Annotated in this window: 19 protein-coding genes and 2 pseudogenes; 8 read left to right on the top strand and 13 right to left on the bottom strand. The window is 59.9% G+C overall.

Annotated features, from left to right (window positions below; all coding sequences use genetic code 11):
* The 4 genes and pseudogenes from ACRXB1_RS12305 to ACRXB1_RS12320 form a co-directional block, all read right to left on the bottom strand.
* Positions 1-657 (bottom strand): annotated as a pseudogene (locus ACRXB1_RS12305) (hybrid sensor histidine kinase/response regulator); the annotation flags it as partial.
* A complete protein-coding gene (locus ACRXB1_RS12310) occupies positions 654-1,091 on the bottom strand; it encodes a molybdopterin-dependent oxidoreductase (protein WP_231941618.1) in 438 nt (145 codons plus the stop codon). The gene ACRXB1_RS12310 and the pseudogene ACRXB1_RS12305, both read right to left, overlap by 4 nt.
* A 69-nt stretch (positions 1,092-1,160) precedes the next feature.
* Positions 1,161-2,798: an ATP-binding domain-containing protein gene (locus ACRXB1_RS12315; RefSeq protein ID WP_449492161.1), complete on the bottom strand. Its 1,638-nt coding sequence runs from the start codon at positions 2,796-2,798 to the stop codon at positions 1,161-1,163.
* A gap of 157 nt (positions 2,799-2,955) precedes the next feature.
* A complete protein-coding gene (locus ACRXB1_RS12320; protein ID WP_449492162.1) occupies positions 2,956-3,627 on the bottom strand; it encodes a glutathione S-transferase family protein in 672 nt (223 codons plus the stop codon).
* Between the two features lie 195 nt (positions 3,628-3,822).
* Between ACRXB1_RS12320 and ACRXB1_RS12325 the strand changes: the two genes are divergently transcribed.
* On the top strand, positions 3,823-3,993 hold the full coding sequence (locus ACRXB1_RS12325) for a hypothetical protein (protein WP_162916082.1): 171 nt from the start codon (positions 3,823-3,825) through the stop codon (positions 3,991-3,993).
* Between the two features lie 51 nt (positions 3,994-4,044).
* On the opposite strand, the gene ACRXB1_RS12330 is transcribed toward ACRXB1_RS12325, so the two are convergent.
* The 4 genes from ACRXB1_RS12330 to ACRXB1_RS12345 form a co-directional block, all read right to left on the bottom strand.
* Positions 4,045-4,458: a response regulator gene (locus tag ACRXB1_RS12330; RefSeq protein WP_086381144.1), complete on the bottom strand. Its 414-nt coding sequence runs from the start codon at positions 4,456-4,458 to the stop codon at positions 4,045-4,047.
* A 9-nt stretch (positions 4,459-4,467) separates the two neighbouring features.
* On the bottom strand, positions 4,468-4,596 hold the full coding sequence (locus ACRXB1_RS12335) for a hypothetical protein (RefSeq protein ID WP_256701070.1): 129 nt from the start codon (positions 4,594-4,596) through the stop codon (positions 4,468-4,470).
* Positions 4,597-4,823: 227 nt separating this feature from the next.
* The gene (locus ACRXB1_RS12340) at positions 4,824-5,585 is read right to left on the bottom strand and encodes a helix-turn-helix domain-containing protein (RefSeq protein WP_449492172.1); all 762 of its coding nucleotides are present in this window, start codon (positions 5,583-5,585) and stop codon (positions 4,824-4,826) included.
* Positions 5,586-5,840: 255 nt separating this feature from the next.
* The gene (locus tag ACRXB1_RS12345; RefSeq protein WP_449492163.1) at positions 5,841-6,794 is read right to left on the bottom strand and encodes a 4-hydroxyproline epimerase; all 954 of its coding nucleotides are present in this window, start codon (positions 6,792-6,794) and stop codon (positions 5,841-5,843) included.
* 233 nt (positions 6,795-7,027) lie between these two features.
* Between ACRXB1_RS12345 and ACRXB1_RS12350 the strand changes: the two genes are divergently transcribed.
* The 3 genes from ACRXB1_RS12350 to ACRXB1_RS12360 all read left to right on the top strand — a co-directional run bounded on the left by ACRXB1_RS12350 (position 7,028) and on the right by ACRXB1_RS12360 (position 10,193).
* Entirely contained in the window at positions 7,028-7,933 is a 906-nt protein-coding gene (locus tag ACRXB1_RS12350; protein ID WP_174364664.1) for a dihydrodipicolinate synthase family protein, read from the top strand.
* 267 nt (positions 7,934-8,200) lie between these two features.
* Complete coding sequence (locus ACRXB1_RS12355) at positions 8,201-8,704, top strand: hypothetical protein (protein ID WP_449492164.1); 504 nt, start codon at positions 8,201-8,203, stop codon at positions 8,702-8,704.
* Positions 8,705-8,846: 142 nt separating this feature from the next.
* Positions 8,847-10,193, top strand: coding sequence for a DUF2325 domain-containing protein (locus tag ACRXB1_RS12360; protein ID WP_449492165.1), 1,347 nt, complete (start codon positions 8,847-8,849; stop codon positions 10,191-10,193).
* 17 nt (positions 10,194-10,210) lie between these two features.
* Here the strand turns inward: ACRXB1_RS12360 and ACRXB1_RS12365 are convergent, their stop codons facing one another.
* Positions 10,211-10,597, bottom strand: coding sequence for a winged helix-turn-helix domain-containing protein (locus tag ACRXB1_RS12365; protein WP_256701071.1), 387 nt, complete (start codon positions 10,595-10,597; stop codon positions 10,211-10,213).
* A 69-nt stretch (positions 10,598-10,666) separates the two neighbouring features.
* Entirely contained in the window at positions 10,667-11,203 is a 537-nt protein-coding gene (locus ACRXB1_RS12370; protein WP_449492166.1) for a nitrogen fixation protein NifQ, read from the bottom strand.
* Between the two features lie 247 nt (positions 11,204-11,450).
* Between ACRXB1_RS12370 and ACRXB1_RS12375 the strand changes: the two genes are divergently transcribed.
* A complete protein-coding gene (locus ACRXB1_RS12375) occupies positions 11,451-12,626 on the top strand; it encodes a porin (protein ID WP_062003260.1) in 1,176 nt (391 codons plus the stop codon).
* A 57-nt stretch (positions 12,627-12,683) separates the two neighbouring features.
* On the opposite strand, the gene ACRXB1_RS12380 is transcribed toward ACRXB1_RS12375, so the two are convergent.
* Complete coding sequence (locus tag ACRXB1_RS12380) at positions 12,684-13,172, bottom strand: molybdopterin-dependent oxidoreductase (protein ID WP_449492167.1); 489 nt, start codon at positions 13,170-13,172, stop codon at positions 12,684-12,686.
* A gap of 193 nt (positions 13,173-13,365) precedes the next feature.
* Here ACRXB1_RS12380 and ACRXB1_RS12385 point away from each other — a divergent pair, with 193 nt between their 5' ends.
* Positions 13,366-14,325 carry a hypothetical protein gene (locus ACRXB1_RS12385; RefSeq protein ID WP_449492168.1) on the top strand — a complete coding sequence of 320 codons (960 nt, stop codon included), beginning with the start codon at positions 13,366-13,368 and terminating at the stop codon, positions 14,323-14,325.
* Positions 14,326-14,331: 6 nt separating this feature from the next.
* Here ACRXB1_RS12385 and ACRXB1_RS12390 read toward each other — a convergent pair whose 3' ends face one another.
* Positions 14,332-14,760, bottom strand: a complete 429-nt coding sequence (locus tag ACRXB1_RS12390; protein WP_449492169.1) for a TOBE domain-containing protein — start codon at positions 14,758-14,760, stop codon at positions 14,332-14,334.
* Between the two features lie 271 nt (positions 14,761-15,031).
* Between ACRXB1_RS12390 and ACRXB1_RS12395 the strand changes: the two genes are divergently transcribed.
* Positions 15,032-15,907, top strand: coding sequence for an extracellular solute-binding protein (locus ACRXB1_RS12395; RefSeq protein WP_449492170.1), 876 nt, complete (start codon positions 15,032-15,034; stop codon positions 15,905-15,907).
* Positions 15,904-17,727: an ABC transporter ATP-binding protein/permease gene (locus ACRXB1_RS12400; protein WP_449492171.1), complete on the top strand. Its 1,824-nt coding sequence runs from the start codon at positions 15,904-15,906 to the stop codon at positions 17,725-17,727. Before ACRXB1_RS12395 ends, ACRXB1_RS12400 begins: the two co-directional genes overlap by 4 nt.
* Positions 17,728-17,789: 62 nt before the next feature.
* Here ACRXB1_RS12400 and ACRXB1_RS12405 read toward each other — a convergent pair.
* A pseudogene (locus tag ACRXB1_RS12405) lies at positions 17,790-17,960 on the bottom strand (DNA-binding response regulator); the annotation flags it as partial.

A 17,960-nucleotide genomic window follows, 5' to 3' on the forward strand; every position in this document is an offset into this window, starting at 1 on the left:
TGCCGCGCGTTGCTGATGAATCAGCCGCGACCGCCGGTATCCGTTGAGCAGCAGCATGGCCGTCGCGACCATGGAAAGCAGCGCGAGCAGCATGCCGCCCGCGAACAGATAACGGCGCTTGGACACGAAATCACGCACGATGTAATCGCGCTCCGCAACGTCCACGATACGCCGCCCGTTCGCCAGTTCGTTCACCGCATCCTGGTTCTGCCGCAACACGCCGATGACCCTCAGCGTGTGCGCACTGTCGGCGCTCAATGCATCGATGTCCGGTTCGATGGACTCGAGCGCAGCGTCGAGTTGCCTGAGAATTTCCTGCTGCCTGCTGCGCAGCGCTTCGCGATCGGCAAGCATCGCTGTGGAAGCCGTGACGATGGCGAGCTTCGATTCGAGGATCTCGTAGCGAAGCTTGACTTCGTCGACGTTGGCGTCGATACCGCTTCGATACAGCAATATCTGATTACCCAGGCGTCCATAGGCAATCTGGAACTGCGCACCGTCCCAGTAGAAACCGTCGTACGGCATGTCGAGTTGCTGGTTGCTCTGGTTCGCAAGCAAAGTGGAATACAGCAGATATCCCACGCCCGCGAGCGGCGGCGCAATGGCGGCGGCGAGCAGCAACGCAACCTTCAGACGGCGAAGCGACGCACCGATCATTTAAGGACCAGCGCCTTGATTTGCCATACGAACTTCGCGTCCGCCACTGAACCGGTCAGTTCCTGCGGATAGGCATCGCGTGGATAGATCAGGAATAGCGGACCGAAGTTGCTGATCTTCAAACGCGTGCCGTTCATGCTGTACGCGAGGATCGCACCATAGCGCTCCGCTTCGGAGATGCTCACGGTGTAGGCGTAGTCGTCGAGCGTGCGAAGCTCCACCAGATCGCCATGCGCGCCCACGAGACGCAATACGTCGGCGAGCAAAGGACCGGTGAAGGCAGATTTGGGCGTCCAGGTTGTCGATGTCGTGATGGTGTGCGGCGGCAACTTCATCAGCTCGGCTTCGCTGATGCGGTAGATGGTGTGGTCAGGGTCGTTCGTGCGGCTGATTTTCCCTTCCACGTCGAGCGTGACCGGCGCGGCGCTCGCCATGAGCGGCGTGCATGCAAGGGTCAGCAGCAGCAATACGCAACGAATCAGGTCGAGCCTTTTCATCGCCGGTCAGTGTTGTTCGTCGAAGGCGCGTGCCGCGCGCTCGGAAGCCACCACGATCAGCTTCATGGTCGCGCGCGTCGCACCGACAAAAAACTTCCGTGCGACCTGTTCGTCGAAGGTATCGAAATCGACTTCGGTGAAGATCACGCACGGCGCCGACTGTCCCTTGAACCGGTAAATGGATTCGAGCAGCACGTCACCCTCGCGATATTCCGGATTCCCGAACAGATCGTAAGATCCCGTAAAACTGCGCAGCCGATGCGGCCCGAGATGCTCCTGCGACGTCAGGACCGATCCTTCCCTGCCGCGAAACGACAGCACCGCAATATCCTGCTTCCGATAACCCAGCGCCAGCGCTTGCGTAATCGCGCGCTTGGTCGCTTCGATCACTTCGTCGGGATGGCCGTTTTCATACGTGGACAGAATGACTTCGGAACCGTCGAACGGGCTGCCGGCATCGAGCCTCACTTCGCGTCCCACGATCCGGCGGATATAAGCAAGCAGGTCGCGCGGGCTGCGGTAATTGGTGGTCTCGCGCAACGTGGTCCACCCCGGCAACGGCACGGGATCGCGGAAATAGAGGTTCTGCATGGGATCTTCGAGCCACCACCATGCGCCGTCGGGCTTGAGAAGACGCGCGAGCGCATCGACCCAGACCGCATGAAAGTCCTGGCCTTCATCGACAATCAACACGTCGAACTTCCAGTGCTCGGCAATCTCGACATTCGCGAAGCGTTCTTCAAGCGTGGTAAAGACGTTCGGCTGGCTGAAGTCGGGCGGCGCGCCGGCGTCGCGCGTGACGGCGGCGCTCAACTGGTGATAGTTGGCGATGCGCGCTTCAGACGGCGCCACCAGCCGGATGTGATCAGCGAGCGGCCGGTTGAAGCAGACGTAGAGCACGCTGCGTCCCTTGGCAACTGCGTCGCGCATGACCTGCACCGCGAGCTGGGTCTTGCCCGAGCCGGCCGTGCCGATCACGCGTAACCTGAACGGCTCGAACTCGAGGCGCCGCGCCCATGTCGCCAGACCGCCCGACAAGCGTGTGACGAGCATGTCGGCCTGGCCGACGAGCGCGTTGGTATCGGGCGTGAGCGCGAGTTCGTCGGAGAGAAAATGATGGATGCGCGCCGATGCTTCGAAGCGCGGTTCATCCGGCGGCAGGATCTCGAGGACAACCGAAGGCAGCTTCGCTTTGCGGCTGGCATCGACAATGCGCGATTCCGGCACGCCCGCTATGGACACGTCCTTGACTGTATAGTCCGGGCAATAAAGCAATTCTTCGATGCGATACGTGCCCGCGCCGAATGCCGCGGTAAACCGCCGGTGCAGGTTTTCGAGCGTGCGCGCCAGTTGAATGGCGACGTTGCGCTCCTTTTGCATGTAGACCTTCATCAGACCGGCCGGCGTCTCGCGCAGGAAGCCGGCCTTTTGCTCGATCACGAGCACCCGCCCGGAAGGCGCGACCACCACGAAGTCCGCTTCGCCGAACACGGAGAAACCCTCGTTGATGCGCGTCCAGTGCACCCCGTGATACACGGTGTAGTCATCGGGAAGCTTTGCGAGCAATGCGAGCGTGTCGAGCTCGCGCACGGCCGCGCCGGTCGCTTCCAGGTTTTTCCAGTCGTCGGGGACGATTCGAGCCATGCTTCGCCTTCGCGCTAAATACGGGATTCGGGTGCTTGTTCAGGAGGATCGACGGGCGTCTTCAGCATGCCCTGAAACCGCCTGGCTACAAGCCGGATTCGGGAAATCAGCGGCCATTGTACGCAAGCCGCGCGAACGCCCTGCCCCGTCTGCCCGTTTAGTCCGCGAAGTCGTATTTGCCGCCGCGTTCGAGCGCTCGCTGATAAGCCGGACGCGCGTGAATGCGCTGCAGGAATGCCGATATCCGCGGCAAGGATCTGGCGCCCGCGCGCTGGCTGGCGGCTTCGAGCGGAAAGCTCATCTGGACATCGGCGGCGCTGAAGGTGTCTCCCGCAAACCACTCGGACTTCGACAATTCGTTTTCCACATAACCAAAGTGCAGTTTCAACTGCGGATCGATGAAACTGTCCTGCATGGTCTGGGCGATCCGGCGTGCGATCGGCTTGACGAAGAACGGCATGGGCGCGCTGCCGATGCGCAACGCAACCAGCTTGAGCAGCAAAGGTGGCATGGCCGAGCCTTCCGCGTAATGCATCCAGTAGTCGTAGCGCAACCGCTCAGGCGAGATGCCGTGTGGCGGTGCAAAGCGGCCTTCCCCATAACGCTCGTTCAGATACGCGAGGATTGCGCCGGATTCGGCGAGCGTGCGGCCATCGTCGGTAATGACCGGTGACTTGCCCAGCGGATGGACCGCGCGTAGTTCGGGCGGCGCCAGCATGGTGTTCGGATCGCGTTGATAACGCTTGATGTCGTATTCGACACCCAATTCTTCCAGCATCCAGAGCACACGTTGTGAACGGGAATTATTGAGGTGGTGAACGATGAGCATGTAGGCTAGGCCGTAAAGGTTGGAGTCCGGGCGCGAACGCGCAAAGAATACAACACGCATGCGTGCACGGGGCGTCGGCAAACCGAGCCGGTCCTCGGTTTTTTTTGTGGCATGCAGCGCACTAGGCCCGCTTTATGCGTGGGCCATGGTCCGGTTTACGGCTCTCATACCAACACGCACGCAAAGGACAATTCAATGACCCTGGTGATTTATCTCGTCGGCTGGCTGATTCTGATCGGTGGGGTTTCATGGGCGCTGGTCGCCATGCACGTGACACAGCACACCATCCTGATCGTCGATGTGATCCTGCTCGGAATCGCGGTCATCACAGGCGCAACCCGCGCGCGAAACCGGGACCGGTCCTAGGCAGATTCCGGCGGCCATGGGATGCGCTCCCGTGACCGTCGTACGAGCCGCCTAAGACAGCATCCGCGCGCTGAGCGATTGCTGGATCAGCGTGATCAAGGCGTCCGGATGTGCGGGCTTGGTCATGAAATGCTGGAACCCCTCGCCAATACTTCGCAGGCGGTATTCGTCGCCATCGTGGCCGGTCAGGGCAATCGCAATCGAAGGCGTCAGATTGCCTCGAATTTCGTGGTCGCGCAAACGTTGGATCAGGTAGAAGCCATCCATCATCGGCAAGTCGATGTCGCAGATCACAGCATCGGGCAGTACGCGAATGGCAGTCTCGGCACCCTCTTCGGCATCGGCAACGGCAACCACATCCGCGCCTTCCTCCTCCAGCAACATACGCAGTGATTCCCTGCTTTCCAGATCATCTTCGACCAGCACAATCCGGGCATGCCCCAGTCTCGCTACTTCATTCATCATTATCTTTTCTTACAGCTCAAACAGGATTCCGGTGCCGATGCTGCGTCCGCTTAATCGCGGCTGACTGCTGACTGCTGCACGACGGCGCGAGATCCATGCGGCACCGTGTTGTAAGCCGCGCATGCCGGTGTCGAACATTGCACGGTTCAAGATTTTCAACGGGCGCAGTATGCCTCATTGCTTTCGACCATCCATGGAGCAAAAAACAGACCGACCGCAGAAAGTGCATGAGCAATCGGGCCAGCAGCCATGCTGCACAAGCGTTCGCAGCAATGCCGCGGGTGCGCGTCGTGGCTTTGAGCACGCAGCACTGAACGGCAGGCAGGTAACTTTGGGTGCGCCAATCTTCCAACAAACCGTCAGACTTATCGATTCGACTGCGCGACGCCCGCGCTTTTCACAGCCGGGTACGTGCCCGAACTGTGGGAGCGCAAAACCGCTCGATATTCCGTCGGCGTCAGACCCACGGTCGCCTTGAACTGACGCGTGAACGCGCTATGGTCGGTGTATCCGCACAGCGCCGCCACGTCCGTTACCTTGTCGTGCGTGACAAGGAGGGCCGTGGCTGCATCGAGCCGCGTCTTGAGCAGCACTTGCCGCGGCGTCAGATGAAACACCTTGTGGAAATATCGCTCGAGTTGCGCGATGGACATGTTCGCCATGGCCGCGAGATGCGGCATGTTCAGCGGCTGCACGAAATTGCACTGGATGTGCTGGACCACGGCGGCAAGCCGGCTATAGGCGGGATGCGTGCTTTCATCGGCCTGAAGGTCGCGTGAGATGCCCGCAAGACCGACCACGTTGCTGTGTGCATCGTGCAGCGGCTGTTTCGATGTCATGCACCATCCCGGCTGTCGTGCCGGATAGAGATGCAGTTCGAGCTGATCGATCATTGCATTGCCTTGCGCAATGACGGACCGATCCTGCGCCGTATAGATGCGCCCAAAGCGCTGCGGGAACACTTCTTCCGCAGTCTTGCCCAGCAACCCGGACTTGTCTTTCAGGCCGCATCGCGATGCCAGCGCGCGGTTCACGAGCGCATAACGCGCGTCTTCATCCTTGATGAAGAACACGATGTCGGGCATTGCGTCGAAGACGGGCTCAAGCAGCCTGAAATGCTCGAGCATGGAATCGAGCGTCGACGCGCCCGCAGGAGTTTGCAGCGCCGCCTGCGGGCCAGCCTGGCTGCTCCTGGGTTCATGCGCGCGCGGCGCCGGACGGTCCGTCGTAGTGATCATTCGCGTCTCGCTGGCGTCGTCGATGTCCGCGAGTGGCGCGTTCGGCCACTGATCGACCTGGAGCGCACTGCGCTGCGCCCGATTATAGAGGCGGCGCGCACGCGCCAAAATTGGTGCTGACCGCAGGCGGTTCGAAGCCACCGCTCATAGGGCCTTGATTCCCCGGGCGAACGGATCGGTACTTTCGAAACACAGGCGGCCTTCCGCCATGATGTGCGCGCGGCCGGTGATGACCGGAATCACCACGGTTTTACCTTCAACGTGGGCGCGCTGATAACTGGCATCGAACACGCTGCCGATAATACTTTCCTGGCGCCATATCTCGCCCTCGGCAAGCTGGCCGTCGTCCGCAAGGCACGCAACTTTGGCGCTCGTGCCGGTGCCGCACGGCGAACGATCGTAAGCGCTGCCCGGGCACAGGACGAAGTTGCGGCTGTCGATGCCCGCATGCGGCGAGTCTGCAAACAATTCGATGTGATCGATCAGCGCGCCGTGTGCGCCCGTAATGTTCTGCGCCTGCAGCGCATCGCGCACGGCATCCGTGAACACGGTCAGACGAGCGATGTTGCTTGTGGCGAGTTCCTGACCATGGTCCGCCGCGAGGAAAAACCAGTTGCCGCCCCAGGCGACGTCGCCAGTGAGCGGTCCGTGACCCGGGACATCGACGGTGACCGCATGTCGATACCGGTATGCAGGGACGTTGCGAACGCTCACGCTGCCGTCTTCATTGAGCGTTGCCTCCACGACGCCTGCCGGCGTCTGGATCTTGTGCAATCCCGCCTGGATCCTCCCGAGATGAGCGAGCGATACAACGAATCCTATGGTCCCGTGACCACACATGCCGAGATAACCGACGTTATTGAAAAAGATGACCGCCGCCGCGCACTCGGGATCATCCGGCTCGCACAACAACGCGCCCACGATGACGTCAGAACCGCGCGGCTCAGTGACGACGCCTGCGCGCCAGTCGTCGTGCTGTTCGCGCAAATTGTCGAGGCGACGGGTCAGCGTCCCGGTGCCAAGATCCGGGCCTCCGGATATGACAAGGCGCGTCGGTTCGCCACCGGTATGCGAGTCGATGAAGTTCAGGGTTTTCATGCTGTCATCGTAGGAATCGGGGCGCGTTGCGTCTTGGTGGCACTAGGCACGTTCAATGCCGATTTCAGCATAGTCAGGCTAGTGCCGCGGCGCTTGTCTGATCGCGGTGTCTTGCGGCATAGCCAGGAAATTCGCTATGCCGAAATCGGCATCCAGCCTGCGTGATTGATGCAAGACCAACCGTCCAGCAATGCTTAGACTCTATTCCATTCACTATTGTCAGGAGCACTGCCGTGGCACATATCTGGGAAGGCGTCATGCCGGCCGTTACAACCAAGTTCAATGCGGATTTCAGCATAGACCGCGAGTGGACCGGTAAGAATATCGAAGCGCAGATCAGCGCAGGCGTAGACGGCATCATTGTCTGCGGGTCGCTGGGGGAAGCGTCCACGCTCTCGCTCGACGAAAAGCTGGACGTGCTCGACATCGCCGTCGATGCCGCCCAGGGCCGCGTGCCCGTGCTGCTGACCATCGCGGAGAACAGCACGCTCGACGGCTGCCGTCAGGCCGAACTCGGCGTGAAGCACGGCGCCGCGGGTTATATGGTCTTGCCGGGGCTGCGTTATGTATCGGATCGTCGCGAGACGCTGAATCATTATCGTGTGGTTGCGAGCGCAAGCCCGCTGCCGATCATGGTCTACAACAACCCGCTTGCATACGGCGTGGACGTGACGCCCGACATGTTCGCCGAGCTCGCGGACGAAAAGAAGTTCGTCGCAATCAAGGAATCGGCCGGGGACGTGCGGCGGTTCACCGACCTTATCAATGTGGTCGGCGATCGATACGCGCTCTTTTGTGGCGTCGATAACCTCGCAATGGAAGCCGTCCTGATGGGCGCGCATGGTTGGGTCGCGGGGCTCGTCTGCGCATTTCCGCAGGAGACCGTCGCCATTTTCAAGCTGCTTAAAGCCGGCCGCCTGGACGAAGCGCGCACGATCTACCGCTGGTTCGCGCCCATGCTCGCGCTCGATGTCTCCACGAAGCTCGTGCAGAACATCAAGCTTGCCGAAGCGATGGTCGGCCTTGGCACCGAACCAGTCCGCCCGCCGCGCTTGCCGCTGGCAGGCGACGAACGGCGCCAGGTCGAGTCGTTGATCAGGCATTCGATCGAGACACGCCCGGTCTTGCCGGCTTACTAAAGCCAACTCGCAAATACGTTTTGCGGTCGGGCAAGATCCAGCGCTTGCCTGACATTTTCTCCGCGCCAGTCGCACATCGATCCGGCTACATCACGAAGCCATTCCACGCGTCGCCCTCCTCCTCCAAGCGCCGGAAAAACCACCGAGCAACGCAGAATTGTCGCGTTCGTTATATTTTTCTGTATATCACGGTACTATTCGCTTACGCCGAAGATTGTCCACACGGCAGCCGAAAACAGCTATTGAAAGCATTACAAGGAGTTCCCGATGTCCGGGCAGCAGGCAAGTACACCTCGCATCGCAGCGTCGACTTCAATCGCGTCTGGTTCGTCGGGCGCAATCACGCCGCTCAACACCGCGCGCGATCCCGGACATACGGCAGCGATCCGCGAAGTTGTCGATGCGTTCCGGAACCTTCATGCAAGCGTCGCCCGTTTTGTATTGATGCTCGAAGATTTGCTGGGCGATGCGCGCTCGCTCGAGGCGACTACCGGACAGTCGCTGGGCGAACTCTTGACGTCGCTCTATGATCACGCGCGCGCTCTGGGTTTCGTGCGGATCGATGATCTGCGCCTTGCCATAGACACGGCGCGCTCGGCGGAACAACAACGTGACCTGGTCTTCCAGGTCACGCCGGGAAGCGGAACCGAGGGTTTGCAGCGCGTTGCGCGCGGCTTTCAACGGCTGGACGCGACCTTCGTTGGCCTATGCGTCGAGCACGTGCTGGAGCAGCATTATCGCGACCGCGCCAATACCGGCGCATCCGTCTAGCGGCAAGCCCGGCACAGGGGTTCGAATTTGCTCCGTTATATTCGATGGTATATTTCGGTATCCATGCGCCGGACAATCCTTGTGCCGTTTTGTGCAGCTTTAATGTCCTGCCGCTTGAAATTCAGATCGTTTCGAGGTGAATGTGCAATCCGTTCCCCCTTTCCGCTCCGCCCTGACGGGCCTCGCCCGTGCGCCCTCGAGTGAATTCGCCAGCAGCGCGGGCGCTTACAAGCGTCTATCGGCCGATGCATGCTGCGCGCCCTCCGAGGCGGAGCTTCGCAGCGCGACCCGTCGCGCGCGGCTGGTGGACCTGGATTCGCACCTGCATTGCTCGATTATTGGAACCTGCCTGAGCACGAGTGAACTCAGGAAGCTCGTTCCCAAATTCACCGATCTCGACAAGCAGCACGCAACCGACCTGGAAATTCATCATGCGGCGGTGGAACTCGCCATAGAAGGCGGCCAGGGCGCCAAGGCCTTGCAAAAGGCACTCGATGTGCGTTATTCGGGCGCGGTGCGGCGCTTTGAAACGGCCAAAAGTCCTGAAGCATTGTTGACGCTGTGGAAAGAAGCGCTCAAAAGCGGCGACATCCCGCCCGCATACTGGGCGCTGATGACGCATCCGCAAGCCGTCATGAGCGTGCGGCAGGTTGCGTTCGGCGACCTGCATATGCTGTCGCATTTGGTCGGCGCGGCTAACCGCGCGGACATTCGCCGGTTGGTCGCGTTAGAGGAAGAAAATGCGGCGCTCAAGGACAAGATCGAGCGTCAGCAAGGCAAGCTGCTTGAACTCGGCACCGAGCGCGATGCAACCATACGTGAGCTGACCGGACAACTCGCGGAGATGTCGGCGAAGGCGCAGCGTGCGCCGGATATATCGGAGGGCAGTCTCGAAGCTGAAGTCCTGATGCTTCGCGACGCGCTTGATGCTCGCGACGAGCGCCTGGCAATTCACACCAGCCGCCGGGAAGCCGCGGAACGGCGCGCGATCAACGAGCAGAACCATGCACGTACGTTGAGCGCGCGCCTTGACGACACCATTGCAACGCTCAACATCGTGCAGGCCGAATGCAGCGCGCTCGAGCAAGCGATGCTCACCCAGGGAGATGAAGCAGGATCGCGCAGTGCGGACCTCGAAAATCTCGCAGGCAAGCGCGTGGTGTATGTAGGTGGCCGGCCGGGATCGAACGCCGCGCTGAGGCAACTGGTCGAATCGGCAGGCGGGGATTTTGTCGTGCACGACGGCGGCATAGAGGATCGCAAGGGCATGTTTGCCGCTGCGTTGCCACGTGCGGATATCGTGGTATTTCCGGTGGATTGCATCGATCACGATTCCATGAATCTGCTTAAGCGCGTGTGTGATCGGCATCAAGTCGATTACCATCCGGTGAGAACCGCGAGCGTCGCGAGCTTCATGGAATTGATGGCGCGGCTAAGGCGCACAGCTTCGCAACCCCCGGCCTCGCACTTTTGCCTGCGGCACGGCTAAGCCGGCGCAATCGAATCTTAGCGCTTCATCATCCGGGTCAGCGCGGAAATCTGCGGCGAGCAACTCCTTGCCGCTTCTTCTTCAATCTCCCGATACAACCGCACGATCTTTTCGCCGACCGGCGTCAGCACACACCCGCCACCTGACGAGCCACCTGTCTCCGACGACGTCGCCGGCGTCTTCAGCGTCCGGTTCAACTCATCGATAAGCAGCCACGCCCGCCTGTATGACATGTTCAGACTTCGCGCAGCGGCCGAAATGGAACCGTGTTCCCGCACGGCTTCGAGCAGATCGATTTTCCCCGGTCCGATCGCAACGGCATCCGCCTGCCGGATGCGCATGCGAAAACGCACCTCGGGTTGATTCGATGCGGATGGGGTCGGGGCTTTCGTGGATTTGGCCATGCGCGAAAGCATACACGAGCGACGCGGACCGAGGCTTATGCAGGCCGGCTGGACGAGATGTCCCCCGCGCTATGTCCCGGGACCAAAACAAAAGCCGAAATCTTCGCAGCCGGGACATCCGGGTGCGGGTTGCGGCGCCATGCCCATCGACAGCGCGAGCTCTCGAGCCAGGAATTTCTTCCATCGCGTTCCGTCGGTATTGCGCATTGCGAGCGCTGGAAAATATCGGCCAAGCATTGCAGTGACTTCATCACGCCCGCCAAGGCCCAGGTCACGCCATAAATGATCGGGCCGCAAGCACGCATGCGCGATGATCGTCGCTACACACTGCGCGTTCGTCGTATCGGCGGAATCGGCACTATGACTTAGCAAAAAACGGCTAAGCGTTTCAACGAACGCCGCGTTCTCTTCTGATTGAATCCCTACCTTGGCAATGGGTGCCGCCAGCCCACCGAAATGCCGTGTGTAGAGCCAAGCCGTTTGCTCGCGCGATAACCCCAGCAGATGCGGTTCATCGTGCGCACAAAGCAGCGTGGCGAATAAAACGGTGTCAGAGGAATGCGGATTTGCCGACGCCGCAATCAGGTCAGCGCGGGTTCTGTGCATTGGGCCAGGACGTGCCATTGATGAGCATCAAGCATGAGTCGAACCGCGTGGGCGACCAGTATGCCACGCCGCAGATGTCGTCAAGCCATTGTGTCAGGAACCATACAAATTCGAAAATCACGTTTACCAAATGCTGACGTATCGTTATATTCCGGTCGATATTTCGCAATCGAAATACACCTGCAATAAAAGCCTGATCGCTGCACACCTTAGCAGCATCGACCTAATACAAAACCAGGAAAGATCAATGAAAATGAAGATCGTGGCGGCGGCCGCATTGAGTACGTTCGGCGTAGTCGCACATGCACAAAGCAGCGTGACGCTTTATGGTTTGATCGACGCCGGTGTGAGCTATGTCAGCAATGCAGCAACGGCCACCGGACACGACCATTTGATCCGCTATGGCGACGGCGTTGCCCAAGGAAGCCGCTGGGGCCTGCGCGGTGCAGAAGACCTGGGTGGCGGCCTGCAAGCCATCTTCACGTTGGAAAGCGGCTTCAGCTCCGGCGACGGCACCCTGGGTCAGGGCGGGGCGCTGTTCGGCCGTCAGGCGTATGTGGGCATAGCGAAGAAAGGGATTGGCTCGGTGACGCTCGGCCGTCAGTATTCGTTTTCGACCGATTACCTCGGCGGCAACTATTCAATGGGCGGCCAGACGCCCGCCGGCAACTACGCATACCACATCAACGACCTGGACCAGCTCACGTCCAGCCGTATCAACAACTCGATCAAGTTCAGCAGCGCCGGTTTCTCGGGCCTGACCTTCGGCGCCTTGTACGGCTTCTCGAACCAGGCGGGATCGTTCGCCGGTTCGCCGACCACGACCGCCGGCACCACGACCACGCAAGGTTCGTCGAGCACGGTCAGCGCGGGTGTGAACTATGCGCAAGGCCCGTTCGGCATTGGCGCAGCCTACACGAACATCCGCTTCCCGAATGGCGCCACGCCTGCATTCAGCGTAAGCATCGCCAACGTGAACACGGGCGGCTTGCGTGACCTCGAAACCTTTGGCGTCGGCGCGCGCTACATGATTGGCGCCGGCACGGTCTGGGGCCTCTGGACCCACACCAGGTTCGAGCCGATCACCGGCGCAGAGTCGAAGCTGAACAACTATGAACTGGGCGGAAAGTACGCATTCACACCGGCATTGAGCGCGGGCCTGGGCTACACGTTCTCGAAGCTCGATGACCACTTCGAAGGCAAGTGGCATCAGGTCAACAGCGTGCTGGACTACGCGTTCTCAAAGCGTACCGATGTCTACGGAATCGTGGCTTACCAGAAGGCGTCTGGCAGCAACACGGTCAATGGCCGTAACGTTCCGGTGCAGGCGGAAATTGGTTCGAGTTCCAGCTTCCTCGGCAACTCGGGGACGGGCGCGAACAACCAGGTAGCGGTTCGTATCGGCTTGCGCCACAAGTTCTGATTAAGCATTGAAGGCGAGCGCTGCACGCGGCGCTCGCAGTCAATTGCTTAGTGTGGTCTAGACCGTCAATACGCGGGCCACGATTCGCGCAAGCCGCTTTACATGACGCGGCGCTGGAAGAATATCCGCGCCGGAAAATAATATAGGCGCGCCCTCCTCGCTGGTGATCGTCCGGCCACCACACTCATAAGCCACGATCACGCGCTCTCCTACGGGCGTATTGAACAACTCGTGCCACGAGAAAATCACGGCGTACCCGTCCTGCGCCACGGCGATAAAAACTGTTCGCTTGAATTGTCCTGCCGGCTCGGGTTGCAAGCCCGCTCTCAGAATCAGATCCTTCAACAGCACGCCACGGTACGTATCCACGCTTCGAATAAAACGGTTGGTCGTATAGCAGCGAAGGTCGAAGGGATCGGAGACAACCGCAGGTTGTTCCCTGAATTCCGCGAGGTCGACCGTCAAGGGACGCAAGAAATCGCCCTCCAGCGAAACGACAGTCTTGGCGTCCTCGACTAAGAGTGCCTGAGCGTTGGCATCACTCATCTTGTGTCCTCCAGGGACCGGTTGCAGAAAACTGGTACGTCATTATATCCACGGGAATATTACGACGTCGAAAAGCGATGCTGACATGCGCGTGAACCATGTTGGACATACCGCTTTTCGCATATGCGCGTGCGGCCGGGAACAACCGGGACTTAAGCGTTATATTGAGTGCCCCGTCGCAACGAGAACCAACATGGTTTTTTCATATCTGACCGCGCGTCTTGTGAGCCTTCCGCGCATCGCTTTCTGTGCGTTGTCGGTGTCGGTGGCGTTATCGCTTGCGGGTTGCGGGTCTGCGCAAATCGCAAGCGCGCCTCAGCGAATAACGCTCGATGCGCGCCCTAACGGCATTGCTATTGCTCAAGCCGATAGCCGCATTTTCATAACCGACGATAAAACCAACAGCGTGCTTGTATCGACGGATGGCAAGACCTTTGTGCCGTTTGCAGTCATTGCGCCAGTCGCGGGACAACCCAATGCGCTCAGTCAGGTGACGTTCTCGACCAAGGGCACATTGTTGATTGAACGCTTTGGTTTTGGTACGTCCGGCGCCGTAATGGAGGTCGGCGCGAACAAATCAGTGGCAATGCTTTCGGGGATCGATCCTGCACGGCGCCGGTTGGGACTGGCCGTTATCGGCCCGGGGAGATTGCTTTCAACATGGTTCGTCAAGGAGGGGAGCGCGCCCGCAACGGGCGGCGTAAGCCTGATCACTTACGACGAATCCACGCACGCGGCATCCGAACACAACGTGCTGTCCGGGTTGGCGAAACCTGTGGGAATTGTCGTGCGAGGCGATGCGGTATCGATTTCGGACCAGGGGAACAACATGATTCTCAAGACCAGCCTTGCCGGATTGCTGGATCATTCGCAAGCGGGCGGCCTCAAGACGCAAGTGGTGAAGATCAACGGTCCGGATCTGCTTGCCATTGATACAAGCGGTGCGCTCTACACAAAATGCAACGCAACCGCGGTATGCCGGATCACGCCTGACAACACGGTGACTGAAGTCGCAAACGGTTTCGACGATGCGCGCGGTGTGGCAATCGACCCTTTGCACCGTTCGCTTTACGTCGTGGACCGTGCAAAAGGAGCAAGCAGCGCCAGCACTTTGAGGATCATTCCGCTGAACCAGGCCGCTGCCACTAACTGATCTGACTTAATCATCCACGCCGATGATCACGCTCGACGCCTTGAAGATCGCCGTAGCCACCTTGCCGGTCGCGAGCGCAAGACGTTGAGCACTTTCATTCGTGACGATCGCCGCGATCTGCGCGCCGCCCGCTACGGTAATGACGACTTCCGTATTCACGGCGCCCAGCGTGACCGCTGAGATCGTACCGGCAAAGCTGTTTCGCGCCGACGTCTGGCTGTTGGCCACGTCGACCATCACGATGACCGACGACGCCTTGACCAACGCAAACGCAGCCTTACCGGCCGCAAGACCCAGGGACGTCGCGCTGCCATGCGTAATCACCGAGACAATCTCGAGGCCGTCGTTGGCGCGCAGCACGATTTCGTCGTTCACGGCGCCGTGTTTGACATCCACCACTTCACCCACAAATTGATTTCGGGCGCTTGTACGCATTTTTATCTCCGGTTGCGGCGTCCTCAGGCGGGCATGAACGGCCGCAAGGCAAGAACGCACGTTGTAGTGTGATTGCCGGTTCGCAGGCAAGCCAGAAGTTTACCTGCGCAACAGGGCGGAAGCGAGTCAAATTGCCGTGAAAAACCGCCTTTCGACGTGATGATCGGGTTAGCGAACTCCGTATGTCTCAGCGTAATATAGCGCCCTTTATTACGCCCTTTATTACCCCTTGGTACCTTTCAACCAGAATCGGAAAACCGTGGAGAACAAGATGATCCGTAAGGCAATGGTGTCTGTTGCAGTGATGGCCGGCGCGATGTTCGCGCACGCCGCAGTAGCCGACGACAACGTCGTCAACGTCCTGTATGCAGGCTCGCTCGTGAACCTGATGGAGCGCAGTGTCGGTCCTGCGTTCGAGAAGGAAACCGGTCTTCATTTCCAGGGCTACGCGGCGGGTTCAAACAAGATTGCCAACGAGATCAAGGGCAAACTGCGTCGCGGTGATGTGTTCATCAGCGCAAGCCCGAAGGTCAACACGGGTTTGATGGGCGCGGCCAATGGCGATCATGTCGCGTGGTATGTGACCTTCGCCGAATCGCCGTTAATGATCGGCTATAACCCGCGCAGCAAGTTCGCGGGCGAATTCAAGACCAAGCGCTGGGATCAGGTTCTGCAGGAACCGGGCATCAAGATTGGCCGCACCGATCCCAAGCTGGATCCGAAGGGCGCGTTCACAGTCGAAACGGTGACGAAGGCGGCCGGCCTTTATCACCAGCCTGATCTGGTCGAGAAAACCCTTGGCGCCGCCGAGAATCCGGAGCAGGTCTTGCCTGAAGAAACGCTTGTCGGACGTCTGCAATCCGGACAACTCGATGCAGGTTTCTTCTATTCGACCGAAACGTCGGACCTGAAGATTCCATCCATTCGTCCCGCGCCTGAATTGCAGGCCAAGGCGAGCTACACGCTCGCCATCCTGGGCGACGCGCCAAATTCAACAGGCGCCACGCGTTTCGTCGACTTCCTGCTGAGTGCAAAGGGACGCGAGTTGCTGAAGGAACATGGCGTCGATGTCATCAAGCCCGCTGTCACAGGTAACGCGCAGGCCATGCCGCCGTCGCTCCAGGCTGTGATCGACGCGACGCAATGAGGCGCGTCGCTGCGCGACCTTTGTCGTGGCTCGCAGCGCTGCTCGCGGTCTATCTATGCGCGCCGTTCCTCGCCGGCATTCCGCAGATCGGCGCCGCGGACTGGCAGGGTGTCGACTGGCGCTCGACGCTTTCGGCAGTCGCGGTATCGGCGGGAAGCGCGAGCGTCGCGTCGCTTGTCATCCTGATCGGCGGCGTGCCGTTGGGGTATCTGCTCGCACGATCCACTTCGAAGCGTTCGGCGTTGCTTGGTTTTATCGTGCAGTTGCCGCTTGCGTTGCCGCCGCTGACCAGTGGCGTATTGCTGCTGTTTTTGCTCGGCCCCTATAGCTGGATCGGGCAACTGACCGGCGGCAAGCTGACCGACTCGTTTGCGGGCATCGTGCTCGCGGAGACGTTTGTCGCCGCGCCGTTTTTGATCATTGCGGCACGCTCGGCGTTTGCCGCAGTCGACCCTATGTTCGAAGACGTGGCCGCGACGCTCGGGCACCGCGCGGGCAGCCGCTTTTTTCGTGTGACGCTGCCGGTTGCCTGGCCCGCGATCAGCGCCGGTCTTGCACTTGCTTGGTTGCGCGCGTTCGGAGAATTCGGGGCGACCGTGATGGTCGCGTATCACCCGTATTCGCTGCCGGTGTACACGTACGTAGTCTTCGGCGGACAGGGCCTGCCTGCCATGATGCCGTTGCTTTTGCCTACGCTTGCAATCGCCATTGTGTGCGCGGCACTGTCGATCTATAGCCGCAACGGGCGCGGTACGTCGAGCGTGGAATTCGTCAATGCAGACGATACCAATGACCTTTCACAATCACATGCCGCAATCGATACCGACGACCGCCGTTTGAGCATCGTATTGAAAAAACAGTTGGGCAGCTTCGATCTCGATATCAAATGGGCGCCGCAAACACGGCGTCTTGCGATCATCGGAACGTCGGGTTCAGGCAAGTCGATGACCTTGCGCCTCATCGCCGGACTTGAAACCGGACGAACAGCGATGGTGTCGCTGGGAGATGCGTCGTTGACGGGCCTTCCGCCCGAGGCACGCAAGATTGGTTATATGCCACAAGACTATGGCCTCTTTCCGCACATGACGGTCGCGCAGCAACTCGCGTTTCCCTTGAGCGCAGATGCCGCCAGCGCGTGGCAATGGGTCGAGCAGCTTGGACTTTCAAGCCTGCTTCAACGCTTGCCGCAGGAGCTGTCGTTCGGTCAGCGCCAACGCGTGGCGCTTGCTCGCGCGCTGACGCAACACAGTCAGCTTCTGCTCTTCGATGAACCCTTCGCCGCCCTCGATACCCCGCGCCGCCGGCGTCTTCAGCAGTCCCTGCGCGAGCTGCAAAAGGAGATATCGGCGGTGACGGTGATCGTTACGCATGATCCCGATGAAGCTGCCTTTCTCGCCGATGAAGTCCTCCTGATCGAACAAGGCCGCGTGCTTCAGGCGGGGTCCGTGAGCGACGTGTTCGAGCGGCCGGCAACGCTGCGCGCGGCGCAATTGCTGGGTCTGCACAACGTCGGACAAGGCGTGCTCGTTGAACCGGGCGTGGTCGAACTGGGTGGATCGTTACGTTTGAGCATTGCGCAAGATAGCGCAATGGGACGCAACGTCATGTGGCGACTTCCGGCGTCGGCGATCACACGAGATCAAACGGGCGCGTTCGAGGGCATTGTGGAAAGCATCGAATTGCGTCGCGGCGAGCGCTACGCGCGACTGAAGATCCGGGGCGCTGCATTTGACATCCCCACCGATGACCCGCAGATGAAACCCGGCACGCCGCAGCGTTTTGCAATCGATATGAACCGGTTAACCGTTTGGCCCATTTAAAAAGCCGTCATTTTTCCAATGACGGCTTTTTCCAAGTTCCACAAACGAACCTCAAGCAACCCTCAAGCGGCCGCTTCCTCTTGCAACATTTGCTGCGTGGCTTCTTCATCGCCATAAAGGTGCAGCAGGCGATATCCGCTCTTGTACACCGGCTGCAGGCGGAAATGGTTGATCGGCTCGATGCTCAACGCAAGCCTCAGGCGCGACACGTGGCTGTCGATGGTACGCGTGCT

The organism is Caballeronia sp. M23-90, from assembly GCF_053574605.1.